Consider the following 25166-nt stretch of genomic DNA (forward strand, 5'->3'; position numbering starts at 1 on the left):
CGTCTCACCCGAACCGCACGTGGTTCTGCCCCGGCAGGTGGGTGAGCTACCCCTCCAGCATCACCCGGACACCCAGGAATCCGCCTCCACGTCCGGGCTGATCCGGACGGCGCGGGCGAATTCGTCGACATCGTCGAGCGCCTTGAGGATCCGGCCCGCGTCGGGATCGGCCAGGACGACCAGCACATCCGCGGCCTCCGTGCCCTGCTCGTACCGCCAGGCGTAACGAAGGCCGACGTGCACCTCGTTGCTCTCCTCGTCCTGGTAATAGCGCAGCACGCGCAGGCCCGCCCCCAGATGAGGGGAGGGGAAGTCCTCGACGACGGGAGGCTCGACGGTGTAGTCCGCATCGGCGTGGGTCAGCGCGCGCAGCGCCGTGTCCCGGCCTTCGCCCTTCTCGCCCTCCTCGCCCTCCTCGATCTCCACCAGGTCGACGTATGCGGGGAGCGGGATCTCACGAGGGTGCGGGAGGTGGAGGAAGACCTCGAAGTCCGGATAGGCGGCGGGGGCGCGGACGGCGTACATCACAAGGATGTCGGTCAGAAGCTCGACCTCGCCCGGTTCCGGGACCTCCGCGGCGCACTCCGCCCAGAGGCATTCGGCGAAGTGGCGCGCCCACGCCTCGGGAGACTGCGCCTCCTCGACGTCCTCAAGCCCCGGTTCCGGCCACATGAGCGGAATGCGGATCCAGGGGGACAGATCCATGGCGTGCTTGACGTTGAGCCAGCTCACTCGTCACTCCATGCGAACGTTCCGACGATCGCGTCGAACAACTCGACCAGCACGCCGGTGAATTCACTGTCGACGTCGCCGTCACCCGGTGTGGAGAAGGTGACGCTGATCCAGCGGCCGGGGTCGTCCGGAACGGGGAGAACGTAATCGACCCGCCGCGTCGGAAGGGCGATCCGGCGTACGGCCTCGGGGGCGGAGCCCGGTTCCTCCTGGTCGGGAACGGAGCGGTAGGAACGGCGGAGTGCGGGTTTCCCCGCGACGTCCACCGTTGTCGCGGTCCCGCCGGGCACGTTCTCATCGGCCAGCCGGGTGAGCACCGCCTCCGGGGGAGTCGGGTGGTTCTGGCCGATCGGCATCTCGGCGACGATGAACGAGGCCATGAGGAAGATTCCCCCGCGCGGCAGCACCGGCAGGTAGAGGTCGAGGCCACCGTTCCTTCGGGCCGCACGGGCCTGCTTCTCCAACTGGCGGCGCATGTCCAGCCGGAAGCGCATCGCGTCGTCCCGGGCGATGCCCTCCGGGACCTCCGCCATGTGTGAGAAGAGCACCTTCTCCAGCGCGTCCTTCGTGCCCTCACGCAGAGGGATGCGGACCCAGCCGGGCGGCAGGACGAGTGCGTATCGACGAGGCGGCGCCTGCCGCACGGCATCCGCCGCGCTCATACGCGGGCCTGCTTCTTGAGCCGACGGCCGAGCACCAGGATGATCAGGGTGGAGAGCACTGAGATCCAGGCCAGCCAACTGTAACCGAGTGCCGCGAACAGGTTCGGGATCAGAAAGAGCAAGGAAACCATCTTGCTCGTCTGGGAGAAGTTGCCACCGTTCTGAGGGTCGCCGGCCAGATCCCGCTTCTTGATGAACAGGAGCAGTATCAGGACAGGCGCAATCATCATCGGCCACGCCGCGTATCCGTAGGTGAGCCAGTCCAACCCTCCGTATTCACTTCCAAGATCCTGGAAGGCGAAGCAGAGGATCGGTGTCAAAGTGAAGACGGCAAGATACTTGGTGGCTCGAGACTCTTCCTGGCTTCTGGCCGGAATCTTGGCCATGTTCTCCCACTCCAGAGAAATACGCTGCGGATCCGATTCTCACCAACGGCTTCCGACTTCACGTGTCAGGACGTCCTTGGCGTCGCAGTACTGGCCGGCGTGCGGGATATTTTCCCCGGCCTTGTCTCCAAGATCCACTCCTGTGGCCGCCAGGTAGTTGTATCGGAAGTTCCTGACGGATCTTTCCGTCGCGTCGGCTGCTGCCCGTACACCGGGATTCCCGCTGAACTCGGCCCGCATGGCCTTGGCGAACTTGCTCGCGCTCACGACCTCCCCGTCACCGCCGAGCAGCCGCTCCAGCCGGGTGGCCGTGGGGTGCGTCTCGCGTGCCCCGATCTGCCGCAGGGAACGCAGGGCGCGTGCCGCTCGGGCGCCGCGGGCCGAGCCGGTGCCGTAGCGCATGACGTTCTTGTCGAGCAGCTTGCGCAGATTCGCGTACCGCTGGAACCGCCCCGCCCGGCTGGCGGCCTTGAGGGAAGCCATCGCGGTCTTGACGCCCTTCATCGCGACACTGCCGAATCCCAGCGTCGCGAGCGCGAAGACGTCCATGGCCACGTCCGTCCAGTTGCCGTCACCGGAGAGGGCCAACAGCGTGTGTCCGACGCCGACGAGCGTGGTCAGGCCGAGAGCGGACAACGCGATGGCGGTCGCGATCCAACCGACCGGTGTGAAGAGGAGGGCGATGATCCCGATGGCGGTCGCGGCCCAGCTCAGGGCTTCGACGACGGTGCGGATCGTCTCCGCGTTGTCGTGCACCCAGTCCTTGAAGTCCTCCCATCGGCTGTCCTTGACGATGTCGGAGATGTCGCGGTCGATGTTCTCGGCGTAGTACCGGGCGCGTGAGTCGCGTTCGGAGACGACCTGAGCGAGGTTCCTGCGGTAGGAAGCCAGGTGGCCGGTGGGATCGGACTGCTCCGCCGGCTTGTCGTGGCCGTCCTTCTTCTTCGTCTCGGCGGCGTGCTCCTCGTCGGCCTGCCGGGCCGCACGGAGGACGCCGTCGGCCCGCGCCTGGAAGTCCTCCAGTTCGTCGGCCCAGTTGCCGAGGTCGCCGACCACGCGTTCGTAGCGTGCCGCCGTCTCACGGAAGTGTTTTTCGAGGTCGCCGGACTTCTCGCGGATCTTGTCCGCGTACTTGCCCCGCAGCGCGTCGCCGGCGGCGGCTTTGCGCAGGATGGCCGCCTGGTCGCGGAGGGTCGAGGCGAGGTTCGTCATCCTGGTGACTTCACCGCGGATGTCCTCCGGGTCGCCGGGGACGGGGTCCTTGTCCGCCAGCGGCTGCCAGTCGACCGGCCGGCGCCTGCCCTTGCCTGTCCCCACCCGTCAATTCCCCTTGCCTTCGCCGCTCTTCTTCCCGTTCGCGTTCCTGAGGTCGAGATCCAGCTTCTCGAAACTCTTGAGCGCGGTCTCCACGCGCTTGCCCAAGTCCTCGACGTTCGAGAGGAGTTCACGCCGGTAGTTGTCCCAGTTGCCGACGAAGGCGTCCATCGCGCCGGCGAGGGAGTGGTGGCCCCAGATGTCATCGATTTCGGCGCGGTGTTCTTCGATGTCCCTGAGGGCCTTTCGGATGTCCCGCAGGTTCGTCTTCGAGGACCCCAGGAGTGCGTAGTCGACCAACAGACGGTCGTGGTCCCCTATGGGTCTGTCTCCGTTCGCGCTTGCGTGGTCGCCTCAGCCTGCGTGGCCGGTGCTTCACTCCTCTTCCTTTGCTCGTTCATAAGTGGAACGAGCGCTTCGCCGCGGGGCCTCTGCCGGATGTGCCGCGTTATGCAACCGTTACAGGTCAACCCGCCCTCCGAAGGGGCGATTTAGGCGTATAAGCACCGCTGGTTGACGCCCTTAACCCTGGTGTCGCCCCACCCGTCTGGATAGCGTTGGTTCGCTCAAGAGAAGCCTCGCCTCACCGGGAGCCGACCGTGAACCGCCGCCCCTCATACCTCGCAGCGATCGCTCTGACTGCCGCCGCAGCCCTGTCGCTGTCCGCGTGCGGGAGCGACGACAGCCCCAAGGACAACGACAAGATCGCCGGCGCGGACACCGGCGGTGAGTCGTCGTCCCCGAGCGCGACAGTGTCGGAAGCCGCCGGGCGTCCGAAGATCGAGCTGCCCTCGGACCTCTCCTACACGTTCGACTGGCCGAAGACGGGCAACGAGGACAAGGACGCGGTCCTGTCGGACAGTGAGCAGTCCATCAAGGCTGTTGACCTGGCGATCGTCAACCAGGACGCACTCGACAAGGCGTACCCCTACTACTACGAGGGGGAGGCTGCCGTCGGTGTGCAGAAGTTCGTTCAGGAATACGTGGACGCCAAAGTCGCCATCACTGGGGCGTATCGCTTCTACAACCCTGTAGTGGCCGTCGACAAGGACGGAACCGCCTCCCTCAGCTACTGCGAGGACCAGGGGAAGGCGTACGTGAAGGACCTCAAGACCAACAAGGCCAAGAAGACCAAGGTCACTTCCGACAGCTACGTGATCTACCACACGTCCCTCAAGAAGAACGACGGTGGCGTCTGGGCGATCCAGAAGGTCGTTTCGCAGAGGGGGAGCGCCAAGTGCCAGCCTTGATAGGCGCAATGAAGAGGATTTCCGGTGCGGTCGCCGTGGGAGTGTGCTTGTCGCTGTGCGCACTGTCGGGCACAGCGCTCGCCGATGACTCCCCGACCGGGGGAACCCTGGAGTCGAGCAGCCCGGAACAAGAAGCCAAGACCGACGGCCGCGACCTCTCCGTAACGGTCGGCGGTGTCACCTTCGACCGTTCCAAGAACGGCAGCGGCAACTCCACCGGTGCTCTCACCTCGACCACGTCCTGGACGCCGCCCGCCTGCTGGTACGCGCCGAAGTACACCCCCCAGCAGCTTCAGGACTACCTGGAGCCGATCTGGGAGGCGCCGTCGACCGGCGACCAGTGGGATCTGGAGCAGCGCGAGAAGTACAACGCCAACGACGAGGAAAAGGGCTTCAACAAGGACAAGACCGGTGAGGGCTACTGGTGGGACTTCTACGTCGACGACAGCTACCCCCCGGGCTGGGACGCCTGTGACAAGGGCCCCTTCTGGGTGGACACGGGCGACGCCCCGCCGGCGGACATCGAGAACGCCGTCACCCCGGAGATCCTCGCCGAACTCGCCTACAACGAGATCCGCGTGCCCGGCACGGAAGTGACCCTGGCCCCCGCGAACACGACCAAGGTCAACCTCCCGACCTGGGCCTGGCTGGACGGCACCGAGTTCAAGCCGGTCTCCGTGACCGCCTCCGTGGATGTCCTCAACCTCACGGCCACCGCGACCGCGGAACCCGTCTCGCTCAGGATCGAGCCCGGCACGAAGGACGCCGTGAGCTACCCGGCGTCCGGCGTGTGCCAGATCGTCGACGGCAGGATCGGTGAGCCGTACGCCAAGGGCAAGGCCGGCCGGACGCCGCCGTGCGGGGTGAAGTACCTGCGCTCGTCCGGCGACGGCACCTACCCGCTCCAGGCGACCGTCACCTGGAAGATCACCTGGACCGGCACCGGCGGAGCGGGCGGCGACCTGCCCGACGGCAGCTTCGGCGCGACGCAGGACGTCGTCGTACAGGAGATCCAGTCCGTCAACCGGTGACGACCGGCACGTCCCGCTCTCGGGCGATCACTCCCCTCGGGAGAGTGATCGCCCGACGGTTCTGGCCGGTCGGACGGATAGAGTCCCTCACTCGCGCGCAGGGCGAGCAGCGGGGAGCGGGCGCATGGCAGAGCGGTTGGCCGTCGACGGTGACGAACTCTCCGACTTCATGGGGAAGCTGAGAAAGTCGGTGACCTCGCTCGCCGGTGTCCGCAAGGCACTCGCCGACGCGAGCGTCCAAGGGCTCGGCACGGACGATCTCGACATCGCGTGCGAGTTCTTCCAGGAGGAGTGGAAGTACGGCGCCGAGGAGATCGGCAAGCAGACCGAGGACCTGGCCGAGATCATCGGCAAGGGCCGGGACAGCTACCGCGAGGTGGACGACGCGCTCGAAGCGGCCCTGGCCAAGGCCGCCGGGGGCGGGAAATGACCGTCACGCCGGGCGTGGAACGCCCCGCCCCGACCGATTCCCGGCTGCGCGGGCACGCCTCGGACCTCACGAAACCGCAGGGGCTCCAGTCGGCACCGCGTATCGCGAACCCCGACTTTCCGCATCTGGGGTTCAACCCCGTGCCCGGCGACCCGCAGACCGTTCGGGAACTCCACAAGAAGCTCGGCACCTGCGCCAGGACACTTGAGGACGCCCGGGACGTCGTCACCAAGCTGCTCGACGGGAGTTGCTGGAAGGGTGACGCGGCGGTCGCCTTCCGGGAGCAACTCGACGGCGGGCCCTTGCCGTTGAACCTGAAGAACTCCGCGCATTCGATCCGCAAGGCGGCCCGGCAGCTCGTCCGGTGGGAGGAGGAGCTGGACGACTTCCAGCGGCGGGCCAGGAAGCTCGAAGGGGACGCGAAGAGTGCCCGTGAGGCGGTGGACCGTGCGAGGGGGCGCGCGGCCGAGGCGGGAGACGATCCCGGTCGTGAGACGGCGAAGAAGACGCCTGCGAGCGCCGAGCGGGCGGTGGACGAGGCCGAGGCCGAACTGGAGAAGGTCATCGCCAGGGCGCACAAGCTCGCCGAGGAGCACGAGGAGCAGGCCGGGCGCCGGGCGGACAGGATCCGGGACGCCACGAAGAAGCTCACGCCGCACGAGCCGGGCTGGTTCGACGAGGCGCTCGACTGGCTCGGCGACAACCTCCCCGACATCCTGAGCTTCGTCGCGGGAACCATCGCCCTGGCGGCGCTCCTGCTCTCGGGCCCACTCGGCTGGGGCCTGGCCACGGTGGCGGCACTCATGCTCACGTCTTCGGCGATCAGCATGGCCGCGTTCACGCTGAGGATCTCGGACGCCGAGACCTGGGCGTCACTCGAAGACGGTTTCACCAAGGGCGAGTTGGACGCGGACTTCTGGAGCAATCTGGTGTCCGTGGGCGCTGATCTCGCGGGAGCGCTGCCCGGTGCCGGAGCGATCGGCAAGGGCGCCTACACAGGACTCCGGGCGGCCATGCGAAGCACCGAGGCGTCGGGCCTCGGGCAACGAGCGGCCGTCTACGGGGCCAAGACGATGGACGAGGCGAAGGCCATCGCCCAACTGGACAACCCGCTCATCGCACGTGCCGTCCGAGGACTGAGCGATCCGGAGAGGGCCGCCAGGGCGGTGACCGTGACATCCGGTGTCGCGGGAGTGGGGACCGGAGGCTTCGGCCTTCACAACAAGCTGGTGGACGCCGAGGACGACGGAATCAAGGACGGAACCGTCGCGGGAATCGACGGATCACGACTCGTCCTGGACAACGGCGGGGTCTTCAAGCTCCTCGGCCATGTCTTCTGACCCACCGCGAGAGGAAAGGGAACATCGGTGAACCCTGCCGACCACGCCATGGGGTGGGACCATCCCCCCACGCGTCGCGCCTGGGCGCGGCACATGGCCATAAACACCGTCGGCCTCATCGCCTGGTCCGCCGCCTGGATCGGGCAGCTCTACGGCCTGGTGGCGTTCCTGTCTCCGGGGTTCGCCCTGCTCTTCGCGCCGACGCTCTGCTACGCGCTGTACCGTTCGGTCGTCCAGTTGGGCTACTTCCCGACAGCGTTCAGAATGCGCCGAGTTCTCCAGTTCTACCCTTGGCAGTTGCTCACCGCTGTGCCCCGTGGAGTCGACGAGCACCCGGCCGCCGAGGACGACGGAATCTGGATCGAACTGCCGGACCCGGCCGGATCCGCACACCGGTGTATTCCGCTCACCTTCGTCAGTCATCACCGCTCACTCTGGTGGTTGAGGCATATCGGAGGTCCGCGTACCAAGGCCGGGCTCAAAGCGCAGTTGGAGCCGTTGTGGTTCTCTGGCGACCCGCGCTTCCTCGGAGTCGTCGCGGTGTCCGCGAAGAACTCGGCGGCCCCCCGGCGACTGCATTTCCTCTATCAGCCCTCTGCGTTCGGCAAGAAGGCCGGACACAGAGGGTGGGAGGCAGCCGGCCCGGCCGACTCCGAACGCGCGCACCGAGCCGGCGCCCGAATTCCCGCGATCGATCCTGCCTGAGGCTCCCTATCCGCCCGAGAACTCCCCCCACCTGACAGGGACCATGAGCACCCCCACCGTCCTCGTCCACGAATCCTTCAATGACCCCCACGCGGAGCTGTGGTTCGCCGAACCCGCCGGATTCACCGCGGTACCGATGGAGACGCTGCTCTCCGAGCCGGGCTCCCCGGGCGCCGAGAATCTGCGCACCGCAGCCGCACCCCTCCTGGCGACCGCCCACGATGCCTCGGACCGTCGGCAGTTCATCGAGAGAATCGCCTCGGCCCAGAAGCTCCTCGGGGCACTTCGAGACGTCGGTACGGTTCACTGCTCCATCGGGCTTCACCGGGATGACGGCGAGGGCCCGGACGACTCCGACGCTCTGCCTCTCTTCTCCCTGTTCACCATCTCCTGGCTGGAGACGTCCGTCGCACCGCGCGGGATCACGGCGGCACGGGCGGTGACCTCCACCCCAGGTCACAGCCGGATCGAGTTCGTCGAGCTGCCCTGCGGCCCGGGAACGTTCAGCGAGTCCACGGTCGCACCGGCGCCAGAGAGCGAATTGCCGCAACAGCCGCTGCTGCAACTCCACGCCCACCTCCCCCACCCCGACAACAAACGCCTCGCCGTCCTCACCCTCAGCACGGGTGCTGTCGTCCGGCGGGCCGAGTACCGGGTCGTGCTGCGGCGGATCGCGGAGACCGTCCGGTTCGAGAACCCCCTGGAATGTGGGGCGGGGAGTGGTCGTCGGGGGGCCGGGCGGGTAGGGACACGCTCATGACCGGACTAGGCGCGGTGTTCAGGCCCCAGCTCGCCCCCGAGCGGCTTCGGGAGGTCGTCGAGGTCGCCGACGGGGCGGGGCTGGAGGAACTGTGGTTGTGGGAGGACTGTTTCAGGGAGGGCGGCATCTCCACGGCGGCGGCGGCCCTCGCGTGGAGTGAGCGGGTCAAGGTCGGAGTGGGGCTGCTGCCCGTCCCGCTGCGGAACGTCGCCGTCACCGCCATGGAAGTCGCCGCGCTGCACCGCATGTTCCCCGGACGTCCCGTCGTCGGCGTGGGACACGGCGTGCAGGACTGGATGGCTCAGGTGGGCGCGCGGCCCGAGTCCCCGCTGACCCTCCTGCGGGAGCATCTCGTCGCGCTGCGCGCCCTGCTGGCCGGGGAACGGGTCACGACCCACGGCCGGTACGTCCGGCTCGACGACGTCGCCCTCGACTGGCCCCCCACGGGCCCCGTGCCACCCGTGCTCGCGGGCGCCACCGGCCCCCGCACCCTGCGGCTCTCCGGCGAGGCCGCCGACGGGACCGTCCTCACCGCCTCCACCACCGCCGACGGCGTCCGCACCGCACGCCGGCTCATCGACGAGGGGCGGGAGTCCGCCGGCCGCGGCGCCGAGGCGCATCACGTCGTCGTCTATCTCCTCACCGCCACCGGCACCGACGGGCCCGCCCGGCTCCGGGCCGAACTCGAGGCCGAGGGGCTCGGCGCCGTGCCCGACCTCGGGGTCGCCGGAGACGCCGGCGCCGTCGCGAAGGCGGTCCAGCGGCTCGCGGAGGCCGGCGCGGACACGGTGATCCTCCAGCCCACGGGCGACGAACCCGACCCGGAGGGGTTCGTACGGTTCACCGCCGAGCGGGTGCGCCCCCTGGTCGCCGGCTGACCGACCCCCCCTGCCTACATCCCCTACATCCCCTACATCCCCTGCATCCCCTACACGCCCGAACGCCCCGGCCGATAGGCCCCCGTGGCCCCGTCCAGCAGCTCCCGCACCACGTCCATGTGCCCCGCGTGGCGAGCCGTCTCCTCGATCATGTGGACCAGGACCCAGCGCAGGGTGACGGTGTGGTCCCGCCACGGGGGCCGGCCGACGGCGTCGAGGGGGAGTTCGGTGATCGCGCGGTCGGCGGCGGCGCGGGCCCGGGCGTGGAAGGCGACGATCCGCTCGGTCGTCTCGTCCTCGCCCGCGCTCATGTCCTCCCCCTCGTACGGGTCGAACCACAGCGGCTCCACCTCACGGCCGAAGCTCTCCACGAACCAGCCGTACTCCACCGACCCCAGATGCTTCACCAGGCCGAGCAGGCTGGTGCCCGACGGGGTCATCGGGCGCCGCAGCCGCTCGTCGTCGAGCCCCTCCAGCTTCCACAGCACCGCCTCCCGCATCAGGTTCAGACTCGCGTGCAGGGTCTCCTTCTCCCCGCCCGCGTACGGCAGCCCCGTCGCTCCGCCGTCACCCGCACCCGTACCCCTACTCGCACCCGCACCCGTACTTCCATCCGCACCCGCACCCGCATCCGTACTCGTCATGCCGCCCATGAATAGCAGCGCCCCACATCACCGCGCCATAAATCCCGGCGCCCACCGACACCCCTCTGCGACGATCTCCCCATGAACCCCGGTCACGCGCACCGCCCCTTCGAGGAACTCGTCGCCGAGGGAGCCGCCGTCCCCACCGACGGCTGGGACTTCTCCTGGTTCGAGGGCCGGGCCACCGAGGCGCGTCCCTCCTGGGGGTTCGCCACCGCCCTCGCCGACCGGCTCGCCGGGGCGACCGCCGCCCTGGACCTCCAGACCGGGGGAGGGGAGGTCGTCGACTTCGCCCTGCGCCAGGTCGCGCCGAAGGCACCGGTGCTGGCCGTCGCCACCGAGGGCTGGCCGCCCAACATCGCCAAGGCCACCGCACTGCTGCGCTCGCGGGGCGTCGCCGTCGTCGCCTCGCCCGAGGACGCTCCGCTGCCCTTCGCGGACGGCGCCTTCGACCTCGTCTCCAGCCGCCACCCCGTCAGCCCGAACTGGCCCGAGATCGCCCGCGTCCTGCGCCCCGGCGGCACCTACTTCGCCCAACACGTGGGCCCGGCCAGTGTCTTCGAGCTCGTCGAGCACTTCCTCGGCCCCCTCCCCGACGCGGTGCTCTCCGCCCGCCACCCCGACCGCGAACGCGCCGCCGCCGAGGCCGCCGGGCTCGACATCGTCGATCTGCGCGCGGAACGCCTGCGGATCGAGTTCCACGACATCGCCGCCGTCGTCCACTTCCTGCGCAAAGTCGTCTGGATGGTCCCGGACTTCACCGTCGAGAAGTACGACGACCGGCTCCGCGCCCTTCACCGGCACATCGAGGCCGAGGGCGCCTTCGTCGCGCACAGCACCCGCCACCTCGTCGACGCCCGCAGACGATGACCGGCCGCGCCCGGCGCCCTCACGCATGCGGCCCGGTCGTCACCTTCCCCACCACCAGCTCCACCTCCGGCGCCTCCAGCACCGCACCCACCCGCTCCGCCCGCTCCGCCAACTCCCTTGCCTGCCGCGCCGTCAGCCGCCCGAGCGGCTCCACCGTCACCGTCGTACGACGTCCACGGCGCCGCTGGTGCCAGACCCCGGCCACCGTCCCGTCGACGAGCAGCACCGGGTGGTTCCCCGCCTGCCCGCCCGCCAGCGCCCTCCGGTACGCCTCCCCGGGGAACAGCCGTTCGCGGGGCCGCGCGGCGATGCCGTAGGCGTCGAAGTACGGCAGCAGGCGCACGCCTCTCGTGGGTTCCGCCGGAAACCCGGTGTCCCCCGCCACCACCCACGCCCCTGCCTCCTCGAACCGGACCTCTTCGAACCGGACCTCTTCGATCTGCCCGTCCTCCGCCATCGACCGGAACACCCCCGTCGTCCAACCCCCGGGCGCGGCGAGCCACTTCGCGCACCACGCCGGTGTCGAGGGGCCGTACGCGCGCAGATACCGCCGTACCAGTTCCCGTACCGCCTTCTCGGCCGGCAGCGGGGTGAAGCGGGGCGGGCGGGTGTACGTCACCTTCCGGCCGCGGTTCGGGCCGAAGCACAGGGCGCCGGACCAGCCGGCCCGGTGCATGACCTGGCGCCAGCGCGGCCACAGGGTCTGGAAGGCCGGCATCACCAGGTCACCGGCCCAGGGTCCGGTACGGGCCACGACCTCGTCGTTCAGCTCGTCGACGGTCAGGCACACGCCGTCCAGCGCCTCCCCGATCGCCGCCACGATCCGCTCGGCCTGCTCGGGGGTCGTCCGCACGCCGGGCGCGAAGCCGCTTCCGCCGGCCGGGATCGCGGGCAGCGCCCCGCACCACAGGGGCAGTTCACGGGCGGGGAGGAGATGGACGGTGCCGCGCGGGCCGTGCGTCTTCACGAGCCCCGCCGCCGAACCCTCTCGCAACGCCGCCGAACCTCCCCCCAACGCCACCGAACCTCCCCGCGCCGCCGCCGAACCTCCCCGCAACGCCTCCGAACCTCCCTCCGACGGACCCGGACTCCACAGAGCCGCGCGGACGTCCGCCCGGGTGAGCCCCTCGCTCCGCAGTCCCACCGAGAGTTCCGCCGCGGACAGCACCTGGGCGTGCGCCCCGAGCATCGCGGCGGCCACGTCCGCCGGTGCCACGGAGCCGTTCGCGGACGTGGCCAGGAACTGTCGTTCGAGGCGGCGTGCGGCGGCCTGTTCCCACGTGATCCTCACTGTCATGGCTCGACGCTAGGAGCCGACTAGGTCGGATGCGGTCCTCGATGCCCGCCCGCAGCCGCTCACACAGTCGTTCACGCAGCCCTGCACGCAGCCCTTCACGCAGCCCTTCACCGCTCTCCGCGGCCGATCGCGGTCCGAGATCGCAAATCTGGGCAATCAGTGCACGAATGGTCCATTTCCCCTTGATATCCACGGCGTTCGCCGAGTTTCCGCATCGTTATCACCGATGGCTCGCTTCCCGCCCTCGGCTCACGTAGGTTCAGGCCAAGGTAATTCGCGTGAGCAAAGCCGCGCGTAGGGCACCGCGCGGTGGAGGGGGCCGCGCGGCGCCCTGTCCGCACGCCGCCCGAGGTCCGTCAAGCGGGCGCCCGCGACCCCGTCAAAGGGACGCCCGCGACACGGTTCACCCGAGTGGGGGATGGGGTGTCGCGGCGGAAATTCCCCTGTGATTCGGCCATGAACCGGCCATGAACCAGGCGTTTCGCGCTCATCGGGCCGTCGCCGCGTGAATGCGGAGAGTAGTTGTCTCCCGCCGATGCGCGCAGCATCACTTACGAAGGGTTATGGTGGAAACCCCCCCTCGGGCCGGTCCGTCTCCCCCCCACGGACCGGCCCGTTTTTTGTGTCCGGGCACAGCGGTCGCCCAGCCCACCCCCAGCCCCGAAGGCAACCCTGGCCGCAACCCCCGGTACCCTGCCTGACGCGGGGATCCGCAACGCACGGAGGGGCTCTCATCACGTGAACCTGCGCGACAAGCTGCGCGGCCTGCTCGTCAGGCTCTACGCGCGCCGGGTGGAAGGTCACCTGGACCACGCTCAGGTGCCCAAGCACATCGGCGTCATCATGGACGGCAACCGCCGCTGGGCGAAGGCCGCGAAGGCCACGACCGTGCACGGTCACCGGGCGGGTGCCGAGAAGATCGAGGAGTTCCTCGGCTGGTGCACCGAGACGGATGTCGAGGTCGTCACCCTCTGGCTGCTGTCGACCGACAACTTCGACCGGCCCCAGGACGAACTCGGCCCGCTGCTCGGCATCATCGAGGACGTCGTCCGCACCCTCGCCTCCGACGGCCGCTGGCGCGTCCACCACGTCGGCACCCTCGACCTGCTGCCGCAGCAGATGCAGACCACGCTCAAGGAGGCGGAGGAGTCCACCTCCCACGTCGACGGGATACTGGTCAACGTCGCCATCGGCTACGGCGGGCGCCAGGAGATCGTCGACGCCATGCGCTCGATGATGCTCGACGCCGCCGACAGCGGCACCTCGCTGGAGGAGCTCGCCGAGTCCGTCACCGTCGACGCGATCGGCCGCCACCTCTACACCGGCGCCCAGCCCGACCCCGACCTCGTGATCCGCACCAGCGGCGAGCAGCGGCTGTCCGGATTCATGCTGTGGCAGACGGCCCACTCCGAGTACTACTTCTGCGACGTCTTCTGGCCGGCCTTCCGCAAGGTCGACTTCCTGCGCGCCCTGCGCGACTACGCGGCGCGTCATCGCCGTTACGGCGGCTGACCTCCGGCGGACGGTCACACGCGGCAGGGACGCGAGTAACGAGGAGTTCACCAGCGCGCCGACATATGCGTCGGCATGGTGACGCATGTTCGAGGGCATAAGCCAAGCAGGTCGACACCCGAACCACGGGTGTCGGATCTCAGCGGGCGGCACGGGGCCGTCCGCCCGGGAGGCCCTTTGCACCAGCCCGAACGTGCGGTGACCGCGCGGACGAACAGGCGGAGGGCCGGTTTCCGGCCCGTGCAAACGGGCCGTCGACCGGTCCAGCTCCACTCCGTCGCTCCCCGACCTCATCCGAGGGGGTACGTCCTTCCGTGGTGACCAGCACAAAGCGTCGTCTTCCTGACCGGCGCACCTATGTTCTCGACACCAGCGTCCTGCTGGCCGACCCCAACGCCCTGAGCCGCTTCGACGAGCACGAGGTCGTGCTGCCGATCGTCGTGGTGACGGAGTTGGAGGCCAAGAGGCACCATCCCGAACTCGGCTACTTCGCCCGGCAGGCGTTGCGCCTGCTCGACGGGTTCCGGGTCAAGCATGGCCGTCTCGACGCCCCGATCCCGATCGGGGAACTGGGTGGCACCGTCCGTGTCGAGCTCAATCACTCGGACCCCAGCGTTCTGCCGAGCGGCTACCGCCTGGGGGACAACGACTCCCGCATCCTCGCGGTCGCCCGCAATCTGCAGGCCGAGGGGTTCGACGTCACCGTCGTGTCGAAGGACCTACCGCTCAGGATCAAGGCGTCCTCCGTCGGGCTCCTCGCCGAGGAGTACCGCGCCGAACTCGCCATCACGGACTCCTCCGGCTGGACCGGGATGTCCGAACTGACGCTGCCCGCCGAACAGGTGGACATCCTCTTCGAGGAAGGGCACGTGTACGCCCCCGAGGCGTCCGAGCTGCCCGTGCACACCGGTCTGACCATCCACTCCGAGCGCGGCAAGGCGCTCGGCCGGGTCACGGCCGAGGGCAACGTCCGTCTGGTGCGCGGCGACCGGGAGGCGTTCGGCATCAAGGGCCGCAGCGCCGAGCAGCGGATCGCGCTCGATCTGCTCCTCGACCCGGACGTCGGGATCGTGTCCATGGGCGGCCGGGCCGGCACCGGCAAGTCGGCGCTCGCGCTCTGCGCGGGCCTCGAAGCCGTCCTGGAGCGGCGCCAGCACCAGAAGGTGATGGTCTTCCGTCCGCTGTACGCGGTCGGCGGGCAGGAACTCGGCTATCTGCCGGGCTCCGAGGCCGAGAAGATGAGCCCCTGGGCGCAGGCGGTCTTCGACACGCTCTCCGCGGTCACCAGCCGTGAGGTCATCGAGGAGGTCACCGCGCGCGGGATGCTCGAAGTCCTCCCGCTCACCCACATCCGAGGCCGCTCGCTGCACGACGCGTTCGTGATCGTGGACGAGGCGCAGTCCCTGGAACGGAATGTGCTGCTCACCGTTCTGTCCCGGATCGGGGCCAATTCACGGGTGGTTCTCACCCATGACGTGGCACAGCGGGACAATCTGCGCGTCGGGCGCTACGACGGTGTCGTCGCCGTCGTGGAGAAGCTGAAGGGGCACCCGCTCTTCGCCCATATGACCCTGACCCGGTCCGAGAGGTCGCAGATCGCGGCACTTGTGACCGAAATGCTGGAAGACGGTCAAATCTGAGATAGCCGCAGGTCAGTTGGCGCCGTCCCGCGAAAGCCATTGAGCTTAGCGGGGCGGCGCCTTCGCGCGCCGAGACTTCTCAAAATCCCTTGCGTCAAACGGGATGTGAGCTTTCACACGCAACTCGGAATTGCCACTCGCCGCCGGGGTACGGCAGAGTCTCATTCCTGTCAGGCCCCGCATACGACACACCTGTACCCCTGGGGGTACCCCCACATCTTTGTAGTGGGGGAGGTACGGCACCACAGTTCAACTCCATAGTCGACGTCGTATGCCGCCCGAGTACCACACGGCGCCTCCCTCACGGGAGTTGCCCACCGGGCCCGTGCCTCCCGTGACCGTGCAGTGGGGAGGCCAGCGCCAAGGGCACGATTGCGTCCGCCAGGGTCACCGAAGCGGGCGATGCTGGAAGGAAACCGTGTGAGTCCGATTTCGGTCCGGGGATTCGCAGTGGCCTCCGCCACCGCGGTCACCGCTGTCGGAAGCGTCGTCGGCGTTGCCTCGGGCAGTGTCGCGCAGCCGAACGACGCCGAGGCGACGGCCGCCGATTCGACGCTCCTCGCGGACATACCCGCGGGCCAGCAGGCCCAGGTGCAGACCGCGTCCCTGACGCAGCAGGCCAACGTCCAGGCGATCGCGGCCGACGCGAGCGCCAAGAAGGACGCCGAGGAGTCCGCCCGCAAGGCGGCCGCCGAGACTGCCGTGCAGAAGAAGGAAGCCGCCGAGCAGGCCGCGAAGGAAGCCAAGGAGCGGGCCGAGGCCAAGGCCGCCGCTTCCCGCAGCTCCTCCAGCTTCCCCGTGCAGAGCTCCTACACCGTCGCGCAGATCAAGGCGATGGCGGCCCAGATGGTGCCCAGCGGGCAGTTCCAGTGCTTCAGCAACATCGTGGACCACGAGTCCAGCTGGAACTACCAGGCCGTCAACGCCTCGTCCGGCGCCTACGGCCTCTTCCAGGCGCTTCCTGGCTCCAAGATGTCGTCCGTCGGTTCCGACTGGCAGACCAACCCGGCCACCCAGATCAAGTGGGGCCTCAACTACATGGACAGCCGCTACGGCAGCCCCTGTGAGGCCTGGACGTTCTGGCAGGCGAACCACTGGTACTGATCCCGGTACCGGGTCGCCGAACCCGCTCAACCTTTCGAAGCCCCTCACCGTCCTTCGGTGAGGGGCTTCGATCGTGTGTGTCGGGGGACCTGTACGGTCGGTCGGGACGACTCCGGGGGGAGTGGTGGGGAAAGACGGGGGAAGAGGACGGATCATGTCGCGAGTGCCAGGTTGGCTCGGCCGGATCGGCTCCAGGCTGACGGAGGTGGGGGAGCGGTTGGACGAGCGCCGCGCCGAGGTCGAGCGGGAGAGCGACCCGCCGCCGCCGGAGCCCCCGCCGCCGCCCGCCCCCGTGCTGCCCCGCCCGGAGCCCGCGCAGATGGTCCCCTGGGGCATGCGGGTCGCCGCGGAGGCCGGCTGGCGGCTGCTCGTGCTCGCGGGCACTCTGTGGATCCTCATGCGGGTCATCAGCGCCGTCCAGCTCGTCGTGCTCGCCTTCGTCGCCGCGCTGCTCATCACCGCGCTCCTCCAGCCCGCCGTGGCCCGGCTGCGGCGCTACGGCGTCCCGCGCGGCCTCGCCACCGCCCTCACGGCCATCCTCGGCTTCGTGATCATGGGGCTGATCGGCTGGTTCGTGACCTGGCAGGTCATGGAGAACCTCGACAACGTCTCCGACCAGGTCCAGGACGGCATCGACGAGCTGCGCAACTGGCTGCTCAACAGCCCCTTCCACGTCACCGACAAGCAGATCAACGACATCGCCGAGAACCTGCGCAACGCGGTCGGCGCCAACACCGACCAGATCACCTCCGCGGGCCTGGAGGGCGTGACCGTCGTCGTCGAGGCGCTCACCGGCATCCTGCTGGCCGCCTTCTCGACGCTGTTCCTGCTCTACGACGGCAAGCGGATCTGGGAGTGGACGCTGAAGCTCGTGCCGGCCGCCGCCCGGCCGGGGGTCGCCGGAGCCGGACCGCGCGCGTGGGCCACGCTCACCGCGTACGTCCGAGGGACGGTGGTGGTCGCGCTCATCGACGCCATCTTCATCGGCCTCGGGATCTACTTCCTCGACGTGCCGATGGCCGTGCCGCTCGCCGTGTTCGTCTTCCTGTTCGCGTTCATCCCGCTCGTCGGCGCGGTCGTCTCCGGCGCGCTCGCCGTCGTCGTCGCCCTGGTCACCCAGGGCGTGTTCACGGCCGTCATGACGCTCGCCGTGGTCCTCGCCGTGCAGCAGATCGAGGGGCACATCCTCCAGCCGTTCATCCTCGGCCGGGCCGTCAGGGTCCACCCGCTGGCCGTGGTGCTGTCCGTCGCGGCGGGCGGCATGGTGGCCGGACTCGGCGGCGCCGTCGTCGCCGTGCCCCTGGTCGCCGTGACCAACACGGTGGTCGGCTATCTGCGCTCCTACGACCGGGAACGCGGCCGGGACGTGGTCGCCGACGTCCAGGACCGGGCCGAGGGGCCGGCACAGCCGCCGCCCCAGCCGCAGGGATGACCGGCGGACGCCGCTCGACATGCGCTGACCGGGGAGATCGCTACGCTCGGTCCTGATGACCGAAAGGATCCATCAGTGACCGTCAGCAGTTCCGCGGGCAACGGAGTCAGGCGGCGTCAGCCGTCCCTCGCCCAGTTGCGGGCCTTCACCGCCGTCGCCGAGCATCTGCACTTCCGGGACGCCGCCGCCGCGATCGGTATGAGCCAGCCCGCCCTCTCGGGCGCCGTCGCCGCGCTGGAGGAGACCCTCGGGGTGACGCTCCTGGAACGCACCACCCGCAAGGTGCTGCTGTCGCCCGCCGGTGAGCGGCTCGCCGTACGGGCCAGGGCGGTGCTCGACGAGGTCGCCGCGCTGCTGGAGGAGGCCGAGGCGGTCCGGGCCCCGTTCACCGGTGTGCTGCGCCTCGGCGTCATCCCGACGGCCGCGCCCTACCTCCTGCCGACCGTGCTGCGGCTCGTCCACGAGCGCTACCCCGCCCTCGACCTCCAGGTGCACGAGGAGCAGACCGCCCCCCTCGTCGACGGGCTCACCACCGGCCGTCTCGACCTGCTCCTGCTCGCCGTGCCGCTCGGCGTGCCCGGCGTCGTCGAACTGCCCCTCTTCGACGAGGACTTCGTGCTCGTCACCCCTCTCGGCCACCCGCTCGCCGGCCACCAGGACATTCCGCGCGAGGTCCTCGCCGGCCTCGACCTGCTCCTCCTCGACGAGGGGCACTGCCTGCGCGACCAGGCCCTCGACGTGTGCCGTGAGGCCGGGCGCGCGGACGCCCCCGTCACCACCACGGCCGCCGGGCTCTCCACCCTCGTCCAGCTCGTCGCCGGCGGCCTCGGCGTGACCCTGCTGCCCCGTACCGCGGTCACGGTCGAGACCGGCCGCAACGACCTCCTGCGCACCGGAACCTTCACCGCCCCGGCGCCCGCCCGCCGTATCGCCCTCGCCCTGCGCACGGGCGCCGCCCGCGCCGCCGAGTACCGGGAACTGGCGGGCGCCCTGCGGGAGGCGCTGCGGGCGCTGCCGGTGCGCGTGGTGGAACCGGCGGGGGCCTGAGGGGCCCGCGTTCCGTCCGGCCCCGGAATCCGTCGCGCATTCGGTCAAATGAGCGCCGAACAAAGCGAATTGACGTGCCCGGCAGCGCAGATTCCGTCAGTCGGGAGCAGGACGGGATACCGGCCTCGAAATATGCCCGGCGGCTGATACACATACCCCCCTCAGTGCTACGCGCCAGGCGTATGTGCGAAATGCAGCTTGATGCCAGGGGGAGTGATGTCGGGCGTCCGGGACTCCCTCGACCGTGTCGGTTACAACCTGCTGGCAGCCGCGCTGCTGGCCTGCGCCCGTGAGGAGTTCACCGGGGAACTGCGGGTGGACGGCACCCCCGGCGGGGTCCTGTACCTGCGCAACGGGTTCGTCGTGGGCGCCGACAGCCCCGGCGCGCCCGGTCCCGAGGCGCTGCTGCTGCGCTCCGGCCGGATCACCGGCGAGCAGTGGGCCACCCTGGTCAGGGAGTCCGGCGGACTGCGCTGGCCGGCGTCCGGGCTGATCGCCGGGGGGTACGCGGGCGCCGCGCAGCTGCGGGTCGTCTGCGTGATGGCGCTGCACGACGCGGCCTTCGCGATCGCCGCGGGCAAGGTCCAGGAGTGCGAACGCGCCACCGGCGCCGAGCCGCTCGCGACCGTCGCCGTCGGGGAACCGCCGGGCCGGCTGCTCCAGGACGCCACCCGCCGCCTCGCCGCCCTCGCCACCCTGCCCTACGCGGTACGGCCCGACCGGGAACGCCCGACCGCGGTCCCCGAGGCCGAGCCGCGCACCGAGCTCCAGTACGACCTGTTCACCCGCGCCGACGGCCGCAGTACCGCCCGTGACCTGGCCTTCCGTACCGGACGCGGCGTCTACACGGTCACCGTCGAGATCGCCCGCATGCTCGCCGAGGGGCTGCTCGCCTGCCCCGAGGTGCCCTTCCCCGTCCCGGTGCGGCCACCGCCCGACATCCAGGCCGTCCGGCCACGGGAACCGGCACCCCCGCCCCCGCCGCTCCCGCCCGGGCCGCCCGTCGACGCCGTCCCCGCCGAACTGCCGCGCCGCCGCCCCGGTGCGAGCGGTATCGCCGAGGCACTGGACCCGGGGCAGGACGGAGCGAGCTGGAAAGGATTCTTCCGTCTGCGGAACGGAGCGCCCCGATAACCGAGCCGATTCCTCGTCAGCCGATCGAATGCGAACAGAAATGCGAACAGAAATGCGAACAGAAATAGGGGAGTTGATTACATGGATCACCAAGCCCTGGCCCTCGAAATGCGGGGCCTCAGGGAACAGGTGACCGGCATCACCGACACCGCGGTCGCCGCCGCCGACGGACTGCTCATCGCCGCCGACACGGCCGACTCCATCGACCCGGAGGGCCTCGCCGCCCTCGCCGCGGCCGGCCTCGGCCTCGCCCGCCGCACCGTCGGCGCGACCGGGCGGGGCACCCTGCGCCGGACGGTGACCTACGGAAGTCACGGCTGCGCCGCGTTCTACGCCGTCGGGGACACCGCCCTGATGGTCGTCCTCGGCGACGAGGGCATGGACGTGGAAGGACTGCACCGGGCCACCCAGCCCGCTCTGGACCGAATCGACTCGATCCTCACCGGTACGGCCGAAAAGGCCGCGGAAGGAGTCTGAAGGGATGGCGACGAAGCGTATGACCACAGGTTTCTCCGACCAGGTGATGGCCCTGGTCAAGCACTTGCGTACGGACGCCCCGGACTGTGTCGCCTCGGGTGTGGTCGACATGTCCACCGGCATGCTGCTGTCGTACGAGACGGTCGAGAACCATCCGCCGGAGGTCCTCGACCTCCTCGCGGGCGCGACCCTCGACCTGTTCCAGGGACGCACGGTCGTGATGATCGAGGACGTCTTCAAGGAACGCCGGGGCGTCAGCACCGACGCCCACTTCTTCCAGGAGATCCTGGTCAACAGCGAGAACCTCACGCACCTGTTCGTGCGGCTGAGCGAGCAACAGGACGTCGTGGCCGTGGTGGTGTGCCGCAAGTCGGTCAACGTCGGCATGCTGTTCGCCCAGGTCCGCCGGGTGGTGCGGGAGTACAGCCTCTGAGCCGGAGCCCGGACACGGGAGGAGGGGCCCGCGATGGCGCGGGCCCCTCCTCCGTCACCGGCCGGGCCGGCGGCTACTCGGTGCGCAGCCCGTCCGGCCGCATCAGCCGCAGCAGCGGCGGCATGCTCAGCAGCGTGACCACGAGGACGACCGCGGCGCCCGCGCCCGTCATCGACAGCACGCTCGGCCAGTCCACCGCCACCGGCACCTTCGTCATCTTCATCAGGACCGCGCCCAGCGTCAGCCCCACCGCGGACGCGAGCAGCAGCCCGAGGCCGATGGGGATGGCCGTCTGCCACAGCACCGACAGGCTCAGCGTGCGCCGCCGGGTGCCGAAGGCGACCAGCGACGACAGCAGCTTCCTGCGCTCGCGCAACTGCTCCAGCTGGGAGACCAGCAGGCTCGCGCCGATCAGGGCCAGGACACAGGCGGCGCCCGCGAACAGACCGGTGCGGATCGACGTGTACGTGTCGTCGCGCTCGGTCGACACCCACTCCATGGGCTCGCGGTACGGGTCGATGCCCGCCGCCGTGTTGCGGACGTGCTCGCGCACGTCCGGCACGGAGTCGTCGAGGTTGAGGAAGAGCTGCCCAGTGACGGCCTCGCCGGTGTTCTTCGGCAGGGCACCCGGCGTCAGCACGAGCCCTCCGCGCCTGATCCCGTTCGGGTCGGGCACGGACCTGGCCTCCCTGATGTTCTGCGGCACCGTCCAGGAGACCGGCTCGTCCGCCTGCTCGAACCACAGGGTGCGGCCCGGCGCCACCACGGCCGCCGACGTGTCCTCGTACTCGGAGCCGGTGAGGCGGAAGACGTCGCCGTCGGCGCACGTGGGCAGCTGGGCGACCTCGCGCAGCGAGGCGCAGTCGGCGACGGTCGCCTCCATCACGTTCACGGCGTCCTTGCGCTTGTCGCCGAGGTACGCGGACGACAGCCCGATGACCCCCTCGACCCCGCGCACCTCGTCGAACGTGCGGCGGGCGGCGGCCACGGAGTGGCCCGTCGGCAGGTCGACCTGCATCTGCGCCACGGACAGGTCCTTGCCCGTCGGCTCGCTGTAGTCCCCGTCGACACCGGCGAACAGCATCTGCAGGGCGATCGCCCCGGCCACCGCCACCGCGATGCCGTTGACCATGCGGGCCGCGGTGCCGCTGCTCAACTGGAGCCGCCGTACCGCCAGTTGCCAGGCGACCGGGCCCGAGCCCAGCCGGGCGACGACCGCCTCGACGATCCACGGCAGCAGCGCGGTGATACCGACCAGCAGGCCCACCACACCGCCGACGACGAGGTACTCGTTGAAGTCGCCGCCCTCGTTGCCCTGCCCGATCATCGGGTAGAGCATCGCCAGTCCGGCCACCGGCAGCAGCAGCCGCCACCACAGCCGGCGCCGCGAGGGCTTCGCCGTGCGGACCACGCCGAGCGGCTCGATCACCACCCCGCGCATCGCGAACTGCGTGACCAGCACGGCGGCCAGCGGCACCACGAGGCCCACCAGCAGGGCCAGCGCCGGCGAGGGGTTGAGATAGCTGGGGAACACGCTCACGTCGAAGACCTCGACGGACCCCGCGATCTCCCGGCCCAGCAGGAAGAAGGCCGCGCCGAACACCAGACCGAGGAGCGCCCCCGCGAGCGCCTCGCCCGCGGCGACCCGCCGCGTCATCCGGGAGTCGGAGCCCACCAGCCTGAGGGCGGCGAGCCGCCGGTCACGCCGTTCGCCGCCGAACCGCACGGCCGCCGCGATGAACACGGCGACGGGCGTCAGCAGCGCCACCAGCACGACGAGGATCAGCAGCAGCAGGACCGGGTCCATGGTGTCCGGCATGGTGTCCGTGGTCCCGAAGCGGTCGATGCGGTCGATGCTGCCGCCGTTGATCTGCGGCGCGAGCCCTTCGGCGCCCCGGTAGAAGGCGAGTTCGGCCGAGCCGATCAGCCCGCTCTCCCCGATGGTCCCGACGATCCGGTCCGGCAGCCGCTCCCGCAGCAGCTTCCCGTCGGCCGACTTCAGCAGCGCGTCCAGCGCGGGGGAGACCACCATCTCGCCGGGCGCGGGGAACCTCGCCACCCCGGGCGGCAGCGGCGCCCGCGCGCCCTCCGGCTCCAGGGCCCGCCCCCGGACGGACTTGTGGTGGTAGGTCGTGCCCGCGCTCGCGACGATCAGGGTGTCGTCGCCCTTCTCGACCGAGGTGGAGGTGTACGACATGTCGGAGCGGGAGTCCTCCCGCGCGTGCCGTGCCTCCAGCGCGTTCGGCAGCGCGGTGGCCAGGAGCAGCAGCGCCACCCCGAGCCCCACGCCCACCCCCGTGAGCAGGACCCGCACCCAGCCCTCGCGCCCTCCGGCGAACGCGAACCTGGCCCCCATGGCGAAGTCCCTGAGCGACTGCCTCATACGACGCGCTCCATGTCCCGGGACCTGCCGTCCCGTACGACGATCTCGCGGTCGGAGTAGGCGGCGACCCGTGCCTCGTGCGTCACCAGCACGACGGCCGCGTTGGTCGAGCGGGCGGCGTCGGTGAGCAGCTCCATCACGCGCTCGCCGTTGAGCGAGTCGAGCGCGCCGGTCGGCTCGTCGGCGAAGAGCACCCGCGGGTCGGTCACCAGGGCGCGGGCCACGGCGACCCGCTGGCCCTGGCCGCCGGAGACCTCGCCGGGCCGCTTCTTGCGCAGCCCGTCGACCTCCAGGCGTTCCATCCACTTCAGGGCCGCCCGCTCGGCGTCCTTGCGCGGGGTGCCGTTCAGCCGCAGCGGCAGCGCCACGTTCTCCACGCAGGTCAGCTCCGGGACGAGCTGGCCGAACTGGAAGACGAACCCGAACTCCGAGCGGCGCAGCCGGCTGCGCCCGGCATCGCTCATGGTGGCCATCTCGTGCCCGTTGTAGACGATCGACCCGGAGTCGGGCGGCACGATCCCGGCGAGACAGTGCAGCAGGGTCGACTTGCCGGACCCGGAGGGGCCCATCACGGCGACGACCTCGCCCGGGTGGATGGAGAACTCGGCGCCGTCGAGGGCGACGGTGGGCCCGTACGCCTTGTGCAGGTCGTCGGCGACCAGCAGGGAACCGGCAGGAGTCACTTGGCCACCGCCTCGGCGAGCTTGTCGAGCCGCGCGGCGGTCAGTTCCAGCCAGCGCAGATCGGCTTCCAGATGGAACAGGGCGTGATCGCAGATCAGCTGGTCGGCGAGATCGCCCTTGCGCTTGCGGTCGGTGAGGATCCGCATCAGCCGCAGATGCTCGGAGCGCTGCGTGTCGAGGATGTCGGCCGCGTCGCGGTGGGTGAGCAGCGCGAGGACGACCTTGGTGTACAGCGTCGACTGGAGATACGGCTCCGGCTTCTCGGGCGTCGCGAGCCACTGCTGGACGTCGGTGACGCCGGCCTCGGTGATCGCGTACCGCTTGCGCTCGGGACCGCCGCCGGGCTCGATGCCGTCGACCTCCACGAGGCCGTTCTTCAGCAGCCGGGACATCGTCGAGTAGACCTGGCCGTAGTGCAGCGGCCGGTCGTGACCGAACTTCTCGTCGAAGGCCCGCTTCAGGTCGTAACCGTGGCGCGGGCCTGACTCCAGGAGCCCTAGAAGGGTGTGACCGATGGACATGCCGAGGACTGTACACGGGGTGTATACCCACGATGTATACGCGGAGTGTGTAGATCATGGCCCGGTGTACGACGGCCCAGGTGGGGGCCGATTGTCACGGTTCTGCTACACGGGACCGGGGATGCGATGTCCATGCCAGGGCAACCCTTCGCGCTGCTCACTGGTCGGTTCCATCGGGACGGGTGCTGATTGTCACGTCCGAAAAAGGACGGATCGGCCGCCCTTGGTCACATCTCCCGGTGTTAGCTTTCTGAGCTGACCTGGGCGGGGAACCTGTGTGACATCTGCGCACACTTGAGCGAAGCGGAGCGGAACGGACGTATGGGACGAGCGGAAGAGAGACGAGCGCGTCAGCGCGGCGGTCACCGCGCCGCGCCCAAGGACCGTTCCTCACGGCGGGCCACCGGCAACGCCTCGACGGCGACGGCGGCGGGCGAGACGTCCGGCAGGTCGGCCGGCCGGGCGTCCGCGAAGGCGTCCGACAGGAGCTTCATCCGCAGG

Annotated in this window: 27 protein-coding genes; 16 read left to right on the top strand and 11 right to left on the bottom strand. The window is 70.0% G+C overall.

Annotated elements, in window-relative coordinates; all coding sequences use genetic code 11:
• Positions 1-60 precede the first annotated feature (60 nt).
• From ACIPSE_RS06575 to ACIPSE_RS06595, 5 genes are read right to left on the bottom strand one after another with little or no spacing between them, the layout of a single operon-like run.
• On the bottom strand, positions 61-732 hold the full coding sequence (locus ACIPSE_RS06575; protein ID WP_401658121.1) for a hypothetical protein: 672 nt from the start codon (positions 730-732) through the stop codon (positions 61-63).
• On the bottom strand, positions 729-1394 hold the full coding sequence (locus ACIPSE_RS06580) for a hypothetical protein (protein ID WP_401658123.1): 666 nt from the start codon (positions 1392-1394) through the stop codon (positions 729-731). The genes ACIPSE_RS06575 and ACIPSE_RS06580 overlap by 4 nt, the downstream gene beginning before the upstream one ends.
• Positions 1391-1780, bottom strand: coding sequence for a hypothetical protein (locus tag ACIPSE_RS06585; protein WP_401658125.1), 390 nt, complete (start codon positions 1778-1780; stop codon positions 1391-1393). The genes ACIPSE_RS06580 and ACIPSE_RS06585 overlap by 4 nt, the downstream gene beginning before the upstream one ends.
• Positions 1781-1819: 39 nt before the next feature.
• Positions 1820-3097 carry a hypothetical protein gene (locus tag ACIPSE_RS06590; RefSeq protein WP_401658127.1) on the bottom strand — a complete coding sequence of 426 codons (1278 nt, stop codon included), beginning with the start codon at positions 3095-3097 and terminating at the stop codon, positions 1820-1822.
• Between the two features lie 3 nt (positions 3098-3100).
• Positions 3101-3394 (bottom strand): hypothetical protein, encoded by a 294-nt coding sequence (locus ACIPSE_RS06595; protein ID WP_401658129.1) that lies wholly within the window; start codon positions 3392-3394, stop codon positions 3101-3103.
• 299 nt (positions 3395-3693) lie between these two features.
• Between ACIPSE_RS06595 and ACIPSE_RS06600 the strand changes: the two genes are divergently transcribed.
• From ACIPSE_RS06600 to ACIPSE_RS06630, 7 genes are all read left to right on the top strand, one after another.
• On the top strand, positions 3694-4344 hold the full coding sequence (locus tag ACIPSE_RS06600) for a hypothetical protein (RefSeq protein ID WP_401658131.1): 651 nt from the start codon (positions 3694-3696) through the stop codon (positions 4342-4344).
• The gene (locus tag ACIPSE_RS06605; protein WP_401659721.1) at positions 4344-5375 is read left to right on the top strand and encodes a hypothetical protein; all 1032 of its coding nucleotides are present in this window, start codon (positions 4344-4346) and stop codon (positions 5373-5375) included. Before ACIPSE_RS06600 ends, ACIPSE_RS06605 begins: the two co-directional genes overlap by 1 nt.
• A 124-nt stretch (positions 5376-5499) precedes the next feature.
• Positions 5500-5805: a hypothetical protein gene (locus ACIPSE_RS06610; RefSeq protein WP_401658133.1), complete on the top strand. Its 306-nt coding sequence runs from the start codon at positions 5500-5502 to the stop codon at positions 5803-5805.
• On the top strand, positions 5802-7145 hold the full coding sequence (locus ACIPSE_RS06615; protein ID WP_401658135.1) for a hypothetical protein: 1344 nt from the start codon (positions 5802-5804) through the stop codon (positions 7143-7145). The genes ACIPSE_RS06610 and ACIPSE_RS06615 overlap by 4 nt, the downstream gene beginning before the upstream one ends.
• Before the next feature lie 93 nt (positions 7146-7238).
• The gene (locus ACIPSE_RS06620) at positions 7239-7850 is read left to right on the top strand and encodes a hypothetical protein (protein WP_401658137.1); all 612 of its coding nucleotides are present in this window, start codon (positions 7239-7241) and stop codon (positions 7848-7850) included.
• A 43-nt stretch (positions 7851-7893) separates the two neighbouring features.
• Positions 7894-8610 carry a hypothetical protein gene (locus ACIPSE_RS06625; protein WP_401658139.1) on the top strand — a complete coding sequence of 239 codons (717 nt, stop codon included), beginning with the start codon at positions 7894-7896 and terminating at the stop codon, positions 8608-8610.
• Positions 8607-9488 carry an LLM class flavin-dependent oxidoreductase gene (locus tag ACIPSE_RS06630; RefSeq protein WP_401658141.1) on the top strand — a complete coding sequence of 294 codons (882 nt, stop codon included), beginning with the start codon at positions 8607-8609 and terminating at the stop codon, positions 9486-9488. The genes ACIPSE_RS06625 and ACIPSE_RS06630 overlap by 4 nt, the downstream gene beginning before the upstream one ends.
• 50 nt (positions 9489-9538) lie before the next feature.
• On the opposite strand, the gene ACIPSE_RS06635 is transcribed toward ACIPSE_RS06630, so the two are convergent.
• Entirely contained in the window at positions 9539-10039 is a 501-nt protein-coding gene (locus ACIPSE_RS06635; protein ID WP_401659724.1) for a DinB family protein, read from the bottom strand.
• A gap of 174 nt (positions 10040-10213) precedes the next feature.
• Here ACIPSE_RS06635 and ACIPSE_RS06640 point away from each other — a divergent pair, with 174 nt between their 5' ends.
• A complete protein-coding gene (locus ACIPSE_RS06640; RefSeq protein ID WP_401658143.1) occupies positions 10214-11002 on the top strand; it encodes a methyltransferase domain-containing protein in 789 nt (262 codons plus the stop codon).
• Positions 11003-11021: 19 nt separating this feature from the next.
• Here the strand turns inward: ACIPSE_RS06640 and ACIPSE_RS06645 are convergent, their stop codons facing one another.
• Positions 11022-12299, bottom strand: coding sequence for a winged helix DNA-binding domain-containing protein (locus ACIPSE_RS06645; RefSeq protein ID WP_401658145.1), 1278 nt, complete (start codon positions 12297-12299; stop codon positions 11022-11024).
• A gap of 738 nt (positions 12300-13037) precedes the next feature.
• On the opposite strand from ACIPSE_RS06645, the gene ACIPSE_RS06650 reads away from it, so the two are divergent.
• From ACIPSE_RS06650 to ACIPSE_RS06685, 8 genes are all read left to right on the top strand, one after another.
• The gene (locus tag ACIPSE_RS06650; RefSeq protein ID WP_401658147.1) at positions 13038-13811 is read left to right on the top strand and encodes an isoprenyl transferase; all 774 of its coding nucleotides are present in this window, start codon (positions 13038-13040) and stop codon (positions 13809-13811) included.
• A 314-nt stretch (positions 13812-14125) separates the two neighbouring features.
• Positions 14126-15451 (top strand): PhoH family protein, encoded by a 1326-nt coding sequence (locus ACIPSE_RS06655; RefSeq protein WP_401658149.1) that lies wholly within the window; start codon positions 14126-14128, stop codon positions 15449-15451.
• 420 nt (positions 15452-15871) lie between these two features.
• Positions 15872-16555 carry a lytic transglycosylase domain-containing protein gene (locus ACIPSE_RS06660; RefSeq protein ID WP_401658151.1) on the top strand — a complete coding sequence of 228 codons (684 nt, stop codon included), beginning with the start codon at positions 15872-15874 and terminating at the stop codon, positions 16553-16555.
• Between the two features lie 154 nt (positions 16556-16709).
• Positions 16710-17987: an AI-2E family transporter gene (locus ACIPSE_RS06665; RefSeq protein WP_401658153.1), complete on the top strand. Its 1278-nt coding sequence runs from the start codon at positions 16710-16712 to the stop codon at positions 17985-17987.
• 75 nt (positions 17988-18062) lie between these two features.
• Entirely contained in the window at positions 18063-19034 is a 972-nt protein-coding gene (locus ACIPSE_RS06670) for a LysR substrate-binding domain-containing protein (RefSeq protein WP_401658155.1), read from the top strand.
• A gap of 216 nt (positions 19035-19250) precedes the next feature.
• Positions 19251-20168, top strand: coding sequence for a MarR family transcriptional regulator (locus ACIPSE_RS06675; RefSeq protein WP_401658157.1), 918 nt, complete (start codon positions 19251-19253; stop codon positions 20166-20168).
• A gap of 81 nt (positions 20169-20249) precedes the next feature.
• Entirely contained in the window at positions 20250-20645 is a 396-nt protein-coding gene (locus tag ACIPSE_RS06680) for a roadblock/LC7 domain-containing protein (protein WP_401658159.1), read from the top strand.
• 4 nt (positions 20646-20649) lie between these two features.
• Positions 20650-21078, top strand: coding sequence for a hypothetical protein (locus ACIPSE_RS06685; RefSeq protein ID WP_401658161.1), 429 nt, complete (start codon positions 20650-20652; stop codon positions 21076-21078).
• Between the two features lie 73 nt (positions 21079-21151).
• Here the strand turns inward: ACIPSE_RS06685 and ACIPSE_RS06690 are convergent, their stop codons facing one another.
• The 4 genes from ACIPSE_RS06690 to ACIPSE_RS06705 form a co-directional block, all read right to left on the bottom strand.
• The gene (locus ACIPSE_RS06690) at positions 21152-23461 is read right to left on the bottom strand and encodes an ABC transporter permease (RefSeq protein ID WP_401658163.1); all 2310 of its coding nucleotides are present in this window, start codon (positions 23459-23461) and stop codon (positions 21152-21154) included.
• Positions 23458-24144 carry an ABC transporter ATP-binding protein gene (locus tag ACIPSE_RS06695; protein WP_401658165.1) on the bottom strand — a complete coding sequence of 229 codons (687 nt, stop codon included), beginning with the start codon at positions 24142-24144 and terminating at the stop codon, positions 23458-23460. The genes ACIPSE_RS06690 and ACIPSE_RS06695 overlap by 4 nt, the downstream gene beginning before the upstream one ends.
• Entirely contained in the window at positions 24141-24665 is a 525-nt protein-coding gene (locus ACIPSE_RS06700; protein ID WP_401658167.1) for a PadR family transcriptional regulator, read from the bottom strand. Before ACIPSE_RS06700 ends, ACIPSE_RS06695 begins: the two co-directional genes overlap by 4 nt.
• Before the next feature lie 362 nt (positions 24666-25027).
• Positions 25028-25159 carry a hypothetical protein gene (locus ACIPSE_RS06705; protein WP_401658169.1) on the bottom strand — a complete coding sequence of 44 codons (132 nt, stop codon included), beginning with the start codon at positions 25157-25159 and terminating at the stop codon, positions 25028-25030.
• Positions 25160-25166 lie beyond the last annotated feature (7 nt).

Source organism: Streptomyces sp. NPDC090106, from assembly GCF_044747265.1.
GTDB lineage: Bacteria > Actinomycetota > Actinomycetes > Streptomycetales > Streptomycetaceae > Streptomyces.